The following is an 11,908-nucleotide window of genomic DNA, read 5'->3' as shown; positions in this document are numbered from 1 at the left end:
GTCTCCACCCTGCCAGGCTGCACTACCGTTTCCCGGCAACCGGGACATTTCTACTTTGCAGACCCAGGGACATTTCTACTTGGTTGCAACAAATCAATAGAACGCTTGCAGCCCGGTTTGCGCCCGGCCAAGGATCAGCGCGTGCACGTCATGCGTGCCTTCATAGGTGTTCACCGTCTCTAGGTTGACCATGTGTCGAATAACCTGGAACTCCAGAGAGATCCCGTTGCCCCCGTGCATGTCTCGCGCCATCCGCGCGATATCCAGCGCTTTGCCGCAGTTGTTACGTTTGACGATCGAGATCATTTCGGGCGCGGCTTCGGCCTGATCCATCAGACGGCCAACGCGTAGGCTCGCTTGCAGCGCCAAGGCGATTTCGGTCTGCATGTCCGCCAGCTTTCGTTGATACAGCTGTGTCTGTGCCAGCGGTCGATTGAACTGTTTCCGATCCAGTCCGTATTGACGCGCGGCGTGCCAACAGGATTCGGCGGCCCCCATAACCCCCCAACTGATGCCATATCGCGCGCGGTTCAAACAGCCAAACGGACCCTTGAGGCCCTGAACATGCGGCAGCAGCGCGCATTCATCGACCTCAACACCGTCCAGAACAATCTCGCCGGTGATCGAGGCGCGCAGGCTTAGTTTGTTCTGAATTTTAGGCGCACTCAGACCTTTGAGGCCCTTATCCAGCACAAAACCGCGAATTTTGCCATCATGGGCATCGGACTTGGCCCACACCACAAACACATCCGCAATCGGTGCGTTCGAGATCCACATCTTGCTACCGGTCAGACGATAGCCGTCGTCAATCTTCTCGGCCTTTGTTTTCATTCCGGCCGGGTCAGAGCCTGCGTCAGCCTCGGTCAGGCCAAAACAACCGATCCATTCGCCACTGGCCAGTTTCGGCAGGTATTTCCGGCGCTGTTCCTCGCTGCCATAGGCATAGATCGGATACATAACCAAAGAGCTTTGCACCGACATCATCGAGCGATAGCCGGAATCTACACGATCGACTTCACGAGCGACTAAACCGTAAGAGACGTACCCTGCCCCAAGCCCACCATATTCCTCGGGGATCGTGGTGCCCAATAAGCCCATGTCGCCCATTTCACGGAAAATTTCGGGGTCCGTTTCTTCGTTTTGAAACGCTTCTGTCACGCGCGGTTGCAGTTTTTCCTGCGCATAAGCCTGCGCGCTGGCCGCAATCATGCGTTCGTCTTCGTTCAACTGGTCCGACAGACGAAACGGATCATCCCATGCGAACTTGCCCATGTCAGGCGCGTCTTTGGCTCGGAGAGTTGGCTTGGTGTTAGGGGCGTTCATGATGCATCTCCGCTTAGTCAGCTTCTACGCAACCTAACCCGGCCCCGGACTAAAAGACAGTAAGAGTTTCGCATCCGACCATGAGCAAAACTCATACCCCTGCCCCGGCTTTTACCCCAGCGCGTATCCGGCCCCACGAACCGTGCGCACCGGGTCTTCGCCGCCATGTTGCGTCAGTGCTTTGCGCAGACGGCCGATATGGACGTCAACGGTGCGCGTATCGACATAAATATCGCGACCCCAGACCCGGTCGAGCAGTTGCTCGCGGCTCCAGACCCGGCCCGGTTTTTCCATGAAGGTGCTCAGCAGACGGAACTCGGTCGGACCCAGTTTCAAAGGCTTGCTGTCGCGGCTGACTTTGTGCGTTTCCGAATCTAAGATGATATCGTCAAACTCCAGTCGCAGGCCAACAGTCGCGGGACGAACACGACGCAATTGCGTCCGCACGCGCGCCATCAGCTCGACCACCGAATACGGCTTGACCACATAGTCATCGGCGCCGGTTTCCAGTCCGCGCACTTTATCAACTTCTTCGGTGCGAGCGGACAGCATGATTATCGGGATCGAACGCGTATCCGGGCGGGATTTCAGACGGCGACAAACCTCGATGCCGCTGAGGTTTGGCATCATCCAATCCAGCACGATGATATCCGGGTGTTCTTCGTCGACCAACAGCATGGCTTCGTCGCCGCTGGCGGCCTTGGACACGCGGAACCCTTCAGCTTCGAGGTTATAGGCCAGCACTTCGCGCTGTGCCGGTTCATCCTCGACAACCAGTACGGTCGGTTGATCAGCGGACATTCGTCAAACTCCTAGGCGGATTGCGAGGTTATATCGGCTTTCGGGCGCGCCTCGGTCGGGCGTTCACCGGTCACGAGATAGACAACCTGCTCGGCAATTGCGGTTACATGGTCGCCCATACGCTCGATATTCTTGGCAATAAAATGCAGGTGCATACAGGAAGAGATGTTGCGCGGGTCCTCGGCCATGAAGGTCAGGAACTCGCGGAACAGGCCGTTGTACATCTGGTCCACTTCTTCGTCGCGGTTTATGACATCGGTGGCCAGCTCGGCGTCTCGTTGGATATAGGCGTCCAGCGCATCGCGCAGCATCCGTTCAACCTCGCGCGCCATGCGGCGCAGGGCGGCGGCGCTGCCATTGATTTCGCCGGCATTGACCAAAACCGTTGTCCGCTTGGCGATGTTTTTCGAATAATCACCAATACGTTCAAGGTTGCCGGACACTTTGAGAACCGACAGAACCAAACGCAAATCGCTGGCGGTGGGAGCCCGCAATGCAATCAGACGAGCGGTTTCTTCGTCGATCAATTCTTCCAGAGCATCAATGGCCTTGTCGCCCTGACGGACCTGCTGGGCGAGTTCTTCATCCCGGGTTTCCAACGAACGCGCCGCGCTCATGATGGCGGCTTCGACAAGGCCGCCCATCTTCATGATGTGGGCCTGAATCGCCTCAAGGTCGCGGTCGAAAGCAGATGCAATATGTTGTTCGGTCATATCTGAATACCTGTGCTCAGCCGATCCGGCCGGTGATGTAGCTTTCCGTGCGGGGGTCTTCGGGGTTGGTGAAGATCTGACCTGTCTCGCCAAACTCGACGAGGTTCCCAAGGTGGAAGAAGGCGGTTTTCTGGCTGACCCGCGCGGCCTGTTGCATCGAGTGGGTCACGATCACCACCGAATAACGCGAGCGCAGTTCGTCGATCAGTTCCTCGACCTGCGCGGTTGCAATCGGGTCCAGCGCCGAGCACGGTTCGTCCATCAGCAGAACTTCGGGTTCGGTCGCGACAGCGCGTGCAATGCACAGACGCTGCTGCTGACCGCCGGACAGGCCAGTGCCGGGGGCATCTAGACGGTCCTTGACCTCATCCCAAATCGCTCCGCGACGCAGGGATTTCTCAACGATCTCATCCAGTTCTGCCTTGTTCTTAGCAAGGCCATGGATGCGCGGACCGTAGGCGACGTTGTCATAGATCGACTTGGGGAACGGGTTCGGTTTCTGGAACACCATGCCCACCTTAGCGCGCAGCTGCACCGGGTCGACGCGCTTGTCATAGATGTCTTCACCGTCCAGCAGAATGTCGCCCTCGACCCGGCAGATGTCGATGGTGTCGTTCATCCGGTTCAGGCAGCGCAGAAACGTGGACTTGCCGCAGCCCGACGGGCCGATAAAGGCCGTTACGGTCTTATCTTCGATCCGCACATCCACGTCTTTGATGGCGTGGGTTTCGCCGTAGTAGACCTGAACCTTGTTCGCGGCGATCTTAATTGCTTTGGAGTCCACAGCTCTCTCCACTCGTGTCATGTCATTCATCTTAAGCACCCCTTACCAGCGGCGTTCAAAGCGGCGGCGCAAGATGACCGCGATGGTGTTCATTGTCACGAGGAAGATCAACAGGATGATGATCCCTCCCCATGCGCGTTCGTAAAAGGCCGGGTCGGCACGTTTGGACCACTCGTAGATCTGCGCGGGCATGGCCGAGTTTGGCGACAGGAAGCCAGCAACAAGCCCGTCCGGAGGGTTCGAGGCGATAAAGCCCACCATCCCGATCAGCAGCAGCGGCGCGGTTTCCCCCAGCGCTTGCGCCAAACCGATGATGGTGCCGGTCAGAATGCCGGGCGCGGCCAGCGGCAGCACATGGTGGAACACCGCCTGCATTTTCGAGGCCCCTACCCCGAGCGCCGCATCCCGGATCGACGGCGGAACCGCTTTCAGCGACGCGCGGGTCGAGATGATGATCGTCGGCAAAGTCATCAGCGTCAGCACCAGACCACCCACCAGCGGTGCCGAGGTCGGCAGGTGCATGTAGTTGATGAACACGGCCAGACCAAGGATACCGAACACGATCGACGGAACAGCGGCCAGGTTCGAGATGTTGACCTCGATAATATCCGTCAGGCGGTTCTGCGGCGCGAATTCCTCAAGATAGATCGAGGCCGCAACGCCAATGGGCAACGCCAACGCCAACACCACGAACATCATGAACAGCGAGCCCAGCATGGATACACCGATCCCCGCAGCCTCGGGCCGTTGGTCGGATGCGTCTGCGCCAAAGATGAAGTCCGGGTTAAAGGCCTTGTACAGCACACCCGCGTCCCGCAGTTGGTCTACGAAATCCAGTTGAGCGGTGGTGATGCTCTTGTCGTTGGCGATGGACTCGCGCGTTACGCGACCTTTCATATAGCCGTCGACGCGGCTGTTGACCAGAAAACGGAAGCTGACGGTTTTGCCAATCTCATCAGGGTTCGAGATAACATAGTCCCGCAATTCGGCCTGTGCGGCCTTGGACAAGATCTTGCCCATGTCCTTGGGCGACAGGTCCGTCTGGATGCCCAGCTTTTGTACTTCGGCTTCCAACGCCGAAGCGATCAGAGGCGCATAGCCAAAGGTCGAAACCTTCTTGATGTCCTCGATATTTCGATTGCCCTTCTTATCCAGCTTGTCTTCTTTCAGTTCGACATCAAGCTCAAGAAAGCTCTGCTGGAATGCGCCCGTACCGGCGGTAACGATGTTGGTCACCAGAACGACCAGCATCAGCAGGCCGATACCGATGGCCGCGATGCCATATAGTTTGAACCGACCTTCGGCAGCGTTACGGCGTTTGGTGCGCGCGTCCTTTTCAAACAGCGACCCGCCTTTCGGCTTCGCCGTAGGAGCAGCGTCTGGGTTTTGGGAAATATCGGTCATTCGTACTGCTCCCGGTACTTGCGTACGATGTAGAGGGCGAAGATGTTCAGCCCCAGCGTGATGATGAACAGGGTCAGACCCAGCGCAAAGGCCACCAACGTTTCGGGGCTGGCAAAGTCGGTATCACCGGTCAACTGGCTGACGATCCGGGTGGTGATGGTGGTCATCGCTTCGAACGGGTTGCCCGAGAATTTGGCGATCGCACCGGCGGCCATCACCACGATCATGGTCTCACCAATGGCGCGACTGGCTGCCAGCAGGATAGCACCCACGATGCCCGGCAGCGCGGCGGGCAGAACCACCTGACGTACGGTTTCGGATTTGGTCGCACCCAGCCCCAGAGAGCCATCGCGCATCGACTGCGGCACCGCGTTGATGATGTCGTCCGACAGCGACGAGACAAACGGGATAAGCATGATGCCCATGACCAGACCCGCCGTCAGAACCGCGTTGGAACTGGCCATCCAGCCCACCCCAAGCGCCCCGCCCTCTCCGAACAGAGCCACCAGCGCCGGGCCTACTGTCAGCAAGGCAAACAGACCGTAAACGATTGTCGGAATACCGGCGAGTATCTCAAGCAGCGGCTTGGCAAGCGCTCGGGTTGCACCCGAGGCATATTCTGACAGGTAGATCGCGGCGAACAGGCCAATGGGCACGGCCACCAGCAGCGCGATCAGCGAGATGTAAAGCGTGCCCCACAGCAACGGTAGGATCGACAGCTCACTGCCTCCGCGGAAGTTCGGGGCCCAGGTGCTGCCGAAGAAGAAGTCTTTCCACGAATGCAGCTGGAAGAAGTTCATGGTTTCGAACAGCATCGACAACACGATGCCGACCGTTGTCAGGATCGCAATCGACGCAGCCAACAACAGCAGAGCCAGAACGCCCTGCTCGACCACGTTACGGGCGCGGAATTCCTTGTGCGTCCGCACATATGCAAAGGCTGCACCCAGCAGAGCCAGCGCCAGAACGATAACCTGCATCGCCACCGACCCAGTCCCGGTCATGCTGCGGTATTTCTGAGCCGCGACCAGAATGGGCTGGGTGATATCCTGCGTCAGGACCTGCCCGGCGTCTTTCAGAGCCTTGGTCAGTTCATCAATATCCGCATTCGCGTCCTGTGCCTGTGTTTCAGTCACAGCACCTGTTGCAACTGCACCGCTCAGGCCATCGGCCACGCGGCGCACTTCGCTCATGATCAAGCCACGATCCGACCCTACAGGAATCGCCTGATCGGGGATGAGACCGGATACGGTGCTATTGACGATCATCGGTTGCACCAGAAGCCAGACAATCAGAACGCCCAAAGCCGGAACAAGCGCCGTCATGGCAACGTTGTAGCCGTAGTAAGAGGGCAAAGAGTGCAATTCGCGGGCGTCACCTCCCGCGCTTGCCAAGGCACGGGACCGACCCGTGAAATATCCGATCACTGCCAGCGCAAGCAGGATAAGCAATAGCCAGGATAACGCCATGAGTACTCCGTGGGGATGGCAGAGATGGAGTCAAAAAGAACCGGGGCGCGCATAAAACGCCCCGGTTCCGTTCACAAGGTTGATTAGGAGCCGCCGCCCAGAACGGTTTCGCTGGAAACAGCTTCCTGAACCTTTGCCAGTTCCGGATCGGACACCAGACCGTATTCGGCCAGCGGGCCGTCGGGGCCTGCGATCTCGTCAGCGACGAAGAACTCAGCATATTCTTTCAGGCCGGGGATCACGCCGATATGGGCTTTCTTCACGTAGAAGAACAGCGGGCGCGACACGGGGTATTCACCCGAAGCGATCGACTCGGTCGAAGGCACGATGCCGGACATGGTCGCGACCTGCAGCTTGTCGGTGTTGTTCTCATAGAACGCCAGACCAAAGACGCCGATGCCATCTTTGTTGCTGTCGATGCGGGCCAGGGTCTCGGTGTAGTCGCCGTCGATGTCGACCGAAACGCCGTCGGTACGCAGAGCGATACAGGCTTTTTCAGCAGCTTTCTTGTCGTCGCCGTTGGCAGCTTTGTAGACGTCGAAGTCGCCCAGGTGCTCACAACCAGCCAGGATCACCTTGTCTTCGAACACTTCACGGGTGCCGTGCTTGGTGCCGGGGATGAAGGCTGCGATCGGCTGCGCCGGGAACGCGGGGTTCACGTCGGCCCAGGTCTTGTTCGGGTTATCGACCAGCTGGCCGTCAACAACGATCTGAGCGGACAGGGCTTTGTACCAGTCTTCCGGCGTGAACTCGAACGAGTTGCCGTTGATGTCGGATGCAAAAACGATGCCGTCATAACCGATCTGGACTTCGATGATGTCGGTGACGCCGTTTTCGGCACATGCTTTGATTTCTTTTTCGCGGATGGCGCGCGATGCGTTTGCAACGTCGATGGTGTTTTCACCAACACCTTCACAGAAACGCTTCAGGCCCGCCGAGGAACCGCCCGACTCAACAACCGGTGTCGGGAAGTCAAAATTTTCACCGAAGGCTTCTGCAACGATCGAAGCGTAAGGCAGAACGGTCGAGGAACCGGCAACCTGAACCTGATCACGAGCGGCGGCCGCAGTGGCCGAGACAGCAGCGATGGCAAGAGCCGAAGCCGACAGTTTTACAAAGGACATTTCAGTCTCCTTGAGAATGTAGTTGGTGATCACCCCCATGATGATCTTGCAGGCACCTCTAAGGAGCGTGCGTAAGCCTTTTGTGACAGGTTTGTAACAGGTTTATGACAGTCGACATAATTTCTTACTGACCTGACGCAAAGCAGACATGCAGCGTTCACATAGGTAAACGAAACCGCTTTGATCACTGTGAATTTAAGGGGTCACCGCGGCAGAATAACGGTGAATGTCGCGCCTTTACCCAGATCGCTTTCGACCCGTAACCGCCCGCGATGGCGATTGATGATGTGTTTCACGATGGCAAGGCCCAGCCCCGTCCCGCCCAGTTGCCGGGACCTGTGGCTGTCAGCGCGATAGAATCGTTCGGTCAGGCGCGGCAGATGGACCGCATCAATGCCCGGCCCCTTGTCGATCACCTGAACCCGAACCGCCGGACCCCGCATTGCAGAATCACGGTCCGATGGCAGCACGCGAATCTCGACGCTGCCACCGCTGCCACCGTATTTGATGCCGTTCTCAATCAGGTTGGTGAAGACTTGGCGTAGCTGATCATTGTCCCCTATCAGCGATACAGGATCGTCCGGAGCCATCAGCGTCAACTGTACCTCAGCATCCTCGGCCAGAGGGCGCAGAGAGTTCAGCGTCGACTGTAGCAGGCCGGTCAGCTCAAGCTGTTCTTTCGGCCGCACACGCTCTTCGCTTTCGACGCGGTTCAGGGACAGCAAATCCCCCACCAGCCGGTTCATCCGGTTGGCCTCATCGGTCATGATTTGCAGGAAACGGTCGCGGGCTGCTGCATCTTCGCGGGCCGGACCGCGCAGCGTTTCGATAAACCCCATCAAAGCGGTCAGAGGCGTGCGTAATTCGTGGCTAACATTGGCAACGAAATCGCGGCGCATCTGGCTGGCCTGCTCAACATGCGTGACGTCCTGAAAGATCGCCAGCATCGCCCCGCCGGACACCGCGCCGACACCGTTAAGATAGCGGCATTCGACCTCGAACGTGGTGTCTTGCGCGCCGTCATTGGACAAGTGCCGTGTCTTGGCCGGACCTTTGGTGCGCAGAGCCTGTTCAATCGCCTCAATCACCTGTGGCTGCCGCAGGATCGTCGCGAAATGCCGACCGACGATATTCTGCGCCAACAGGGTCTTCGCGTCCGTATTGGCGGCAATGATTCGCTCTGTCTGATCGACCATCAGAGCGGGCATCGGAATGGCCGCGACAAATTCGGCGAGCAGGTCGTCTGACATTATCTCAATCTTTCCAGACTAGACCACGGGCTTCATCTCATTACGAAACCGGCGCATGTTCTGCTGATAGTGCAGCGCGCTGAGGGTGATTTTCTGCGCCGCCGCCTCATCCAGTTGCCGCGCGACCTTGCCGGGCGCCCCCATGACAAGCGAATTGTCGGGAATTTCCTTACCCTCGGTGATCAATGCCCCTGCCCCGATCAGGCAATTTTTGCCGATCTTCGCCCCGTTCAGAACAATGGCTCCCATCCCGATCAGCGTGTTTTCCCCGATCGTGCAGCCATGCAGCATCACCTTATGCCCGATGGTGCAGTTCTTACCGATGGTCAGCGGGAATCCGGCATCGATATGCATGATGCAGTCTTCCTGAACGTTGCTGCCCTCGCCCACTCGAATCTCTTCATGGTCAGCGCGGATTGTGCAACCGAACCAGACCGAGGACCCCTGCTCTAACACCACCTTCCCGACCAGATTGGCGTCGGGCGCGACCCATGTATCCTCGTGGATTTGCGGCGCGTGTTCCCCCAAGGCGTAGATGGTCATGACAGCCCCTCGAATTCGTTTTGCAGATTGCGCACGTGGTTTTGCAGGTTTGGCTGCTGGATACGGCGCATCCGTTCGGCACTGACGATGGTTTTCAGCTTTTCCTCGGTCGCGTCCAGATCGTCGTTGACCAGCACATAGTCGTAGTAGCCCCAGTGGCTGATCTCATCCCAGCTTTTTTGCATCCGTTTCCCTATCACGTCCTCACTGTCCTGCCCGCGCGATTCCAGGCGGCGGCGCAGTTCGGGGATCGAAGGCGGCAAAATGAAGATCGAGAGTGCGTGCTTACCCAGATCAGAATTGCGTATCTGCAGATCGCCCTGCCAGTCCACATCGAACAAGACATCCCGACCGCTGTTGATCGACTCGCGCACCGGTGCGACTGGCGATCCGTAGAAGTTGCCGAACACGTGGGCATGTTCCAGCATCTGCCCGTCAGCGACCTGCTGTTTGAACTCATCCTCGGACAGGAAGTAATATTCACGCCCATGCTCTTCACCCGGACGGGCCGCACGGGTTGTGGCCGAGACCGAAAACTCCAGCCCTTCGTCCCACGCCATCAGCCGACGGGCCAGAGTAGATTTCCCCGCGCCCGAAGGCGAAGACAGGATGATAAGTAGGCCGCGGCGATCTGCCATGTCAGTCGTTCCCATAATCATTCAACATTTTGCACTTGTTCGCGCATCTGGTCTATTACCGCCTTCAACTCAAGCCCCACCGAGGTCAGATCGGCGCTTTGCGCTTTCGAACACAACGTGTTGGCCTCGCGGTTGAACTCCTGCATCAGAAAGTCCAGCTTGCGTCCGACGGCTGTGTCCTGTGACAGCAAATCCCGCGCGGCCACGACATGCGCTTTCAGGCGGTCGATTTCCTCGGTGATATCCGCTTTCACGGCAAGCAGCGCCAGTTCCTGCGCCACCCGGTCCGGATCGGCTCCCTGCGCATTGTCCAGCACACGCGCCAGATTTTCCCGCAACGCCTCGGCGGTTTTGTCCTTGCGTTGCTCGACCAGCTCCGCCGCCTGTTCGGTCAGTTGAGCCACCTGCGTCAGTTGCCCGTCCAGAATGTCGGCCAGCGCCTTGCCCTCGGTTTGGCGCATGTCGACAAAGGCCGCCAAAAGCGGGGCAAGTTCTTTCGTCAACTGCTCGACCAACGGCGCGGGGTCATCGACATCGCTGCCGGCCTCCAGCATCCCCTTGATGCCAATCAGGTCAGCCGCCGATGACGGGGCCAGCGTGACACCGCTGGCCGCAGCCATTTCCTGTGTGCGCGCCAGCGCGGTTAGCGCGGCAGCCATGGCGGTTTCGTTCAGGGCGAGATCAGGCGCAGTTTCATCGCGGCTCAGCTTCAACGACAGGGTGACATTACCCCGGCTCAACGCTTTTGAGATTTGCGCGCGCAAGGCAGCTTCGAGCCCGGTCAGCCAGTCGGGCACGCGTAGGCGCATATCCAGCCCCTTGCCGTTCACACTGCGCAGCTCCCACGTCCAGCTATGGGGCCCAAATGCCCCCTTGCCCGAGGCGAAACCGGTCATGGATCTGATCATCTTAGCTGCCCCTGTCTGCTCGCTTGGTGCACCTAATGCTATCGGCAGGCGCAGGGCAAGAGTTTGCTCACTTTGAGCCGATCTCCAGAAGTTAACCATTCGTTAAAGAATTCCTCCAAAATTGACTTAACCCGTGTCAATCTGACCAAAGCCAGTAGCTGGTCGGGCGAAAATGGTCCCGGTATCTGGCATTTTAGGAAAATGACGGTCAATCGATGCTAGGGTGATGAAAATGAAAACCTTTTTCGGAAATGGCTCCGGTTCAAGTTTTGGAAAGATCGTCGCAATGGATCGTTTTGACAGCGGGCGCAGCCTCTCGCCCATCCGACAGGTCGAAGCGTACTGGACTGCGCTTCTGACAGGTGACGGCGTGCCCAAGCGATCGCAGATCGACCCGCGCGGACTTGAGAACGTTCTGGAATACACCTTCATTCTGGAGCGTATCGCGCCGGGGCTGGCCCGGTTTCGTCTGGCCGGAAGCCATTTGACCAAACTGGCTGGCATGGAGGTTCGCGGAATGCCCCTGACCGCGTTTTTCGAACCCAAAGCCCGTGGGCAGATATCGGATGTGCTCGAACAGGTTTTTGCCCTGCCCGCAATTGCCGAGCTTGGCCTGATGTCGGCTGGCAGACTGGGTCGCACCCAATTTCAGGCCCGCATGATCCTGTTGCCGTTGAAAAGCGACCTTGGCGATGTGAGCCGCGTGCTGGGCGTGATGGTCTGTGACGGCGCAATCGGCGCAACGCCGCGTCGATTCACCATTCCCGACAACCGCGTTCGGGCAGTATCAGACGTTCAGGCGCCGCGGCAACAGGTGGAACGCGAACTTACCGGTTTTGCCGAGGAACAGGATGCGTTCAAACGCCCCGGATCACATCTGCGACTGGTTTCGTCCCGTGACGACTGATCCCAACGAAAAAGGCGGACCAAACGGCCCGCCTTTCTTTTGCA

General features: G+C 58.3%; 12 protein-coding genes. 1 reads left to right on the top strand and 11 read right to left on the bottom strand.

Annotation, left to right across the window (positions count from 1 at the left end):
* Positions 1–93: 93 nt before the first annotated feature.
* The 11 genes from ACR0ER_RS16790 to ACR0ER_RS16740 all read right to left on the bottom strand — a co-directional run bounded on the left by ACR0ER_RS16790 (position 94) and on the right by ACR0ER_RS16740 (position 10,957).
* Positions 94–1,323, bottom strand: a complete 1,230-nt coding sequence (locus tag ACR0ER_RS16790) for an acyl-CoA dehydrogenase (protein WP_480769926.1) — start codon at positions 1,321–1,323, stop codon at positions 94–96.
* 111 nt (positions 1,324–1,434) lie between these two features.
* Positions 1,435–2,124 (bottom strand): phosphate regulon transcriptional regulator PhoB, encoded by a 690-nt coding sequence (gene phoB / locus ACR0ER_RS16785; protein WP_480769925.1) that lies wholly within the window; start codon positions 2,122–2,124, stop codon positions 1,435–1,437.
* A gap of 11 nt (positions 2,125–2,135) precedes the next feature.
* Complete coding sequence (phoU, locus tag ACR0ER_RS16780) at positions 2,136–2,837, bottom strand: phosphate signaling complex protein PhoU (RefSeq protein WP_170330122.1); 702 nt, start codon at positions 2,835–2,837, stop codon at positions 2,136–2,138.
* 16 nt (positions 2,838–2,853) lie between these two features.
* Positions 2,854–3,651 carry a phosphate ABC transporter ATP-binding protein PstB gene (gene pstB, locus ACR0ER_RS16775; protein ID WP_480769924.1) on the bottom strand — a complete coding sequence of 266 codons (798 nt, stop codon included), beginning with the start codon at positions 3,649–3,651 and terminating at the stop codon, positions 2,854–2,856.
* A 12-nt stretch (positions 3,652–3,663) separates the two neighbouring features.
* Positions 3,664–5,025 (bottom strand): phosphate ABC transporter permease PstA, encoded by a 1,362-nt coding sequence (gene pstA, locus ACR0ER_RS16770; RefSeq protein WP_480769923.1) that lies wholly within the window; start codon positions 5,023–5,025, stop codon positions 3,664–3,666.
* Positions 5,022–6,494: a phosphate ABC transporter permease subunit PstC gene (pstC, locus tag ACR0ER_RS16765; RefSeq protein WP_480769922.1), complete on the bottom strand. Its 1,473-nt coding sequence runs from the start codon at positions 6,492–6,494 to the stop codon at positions 5,022–5,024. The genes pstA and pstC overlap by 4 nt, the downstream gene beginning before the upstream one ends.
* A gap of 83 nt (positions 6,495–6,577) precedes the next feature.
* A complete protein-coding gene (locus ACR0ER_RS16760) occupies positions 6,578–7,618 on the bottom strand; it encodes a substrate-binding domain-containing protein (RefSeq protein WP_480769921.1) in 1,041 nt (346 codons plus the stop codon).
* 203 nt (positions 7,619–7,821) lie between these two features.
* The gene (locus ACR0ER_RS16755) at positions 7,822–8,868 is read right to left on the bottom strand and encodes a sensor histidine kinase (RefSeq protein WP_480769920.1); all 1,047 of its coding nucleotides are present in this window, start codon (positions 8,866–8,868) and stop codon (positions 7,822–7,824) included.
* 18 nt (positions 8,869–8,886) lie between these two features.
* Positions 8,887–9,411, bottom strand: coding sequence for a gamma carbonic anhydrase family protein (locus ACR0ER_RS16750; RefSeq protein WP_480769919.1), 525 nt, complete (start codon positions 9,409–9,411; stop codon positions 8,887–8,889).
* Positions 9,408–10,049 (bottom strand): guanylate kinase, encoded by a 642-nt coding sequence (gene gmk / locus ACR0ER_RS16745; RefSeq protein ID WP_480769918.1) that lies wholly within the window; start codon positions 10,047–10,049, stop codon positions 9,408–9,410. Before gmk ends, ACR0ER_RS16750 begins: the two co-directional genes overlap by 4 nt.
* Before the next feature lie 17 nt (positions 10,050–10,066).
* On the bottom strand, positions 10,067–10,957 hold the full coding sequence (locus tag ACR0ER_RS16740) for a YicC/YloC family endoribonuclease (protein WP_480769917.1): 891 nt from the start codon (positions 10,955–10,957) through the stop codon (positions 10,067–10,069).
* Between the two features lie 232 nt (positions 10,958–11,189).
* On the opposite strand from ACR0ER_RS16740, the gene ACR0ER_RS16735 reads away from it, so the two are divergent.
* Positions 11,190–11,864, top strand: a complete 675-nt coding sequence (locus ACR0ER_RS16735; RefSeq protein ID WP_480769916.1) for a PAS domain-containing protein — start codon at positions 11,190–11,192, stop codon at positions 11,862–11,864.
* The last annotated feature ends 44 nt before the right edge of the window (positions 11,865–11,908 follow it).

Source organism: Ruegeria sp. CH8 (assembly GCF_056536985.1).
The sequence above is the reverse complement of the archived record's forward strand: the minus strand, read 5'-3'. Positions and strand labels throughout refer to the sequence as shown.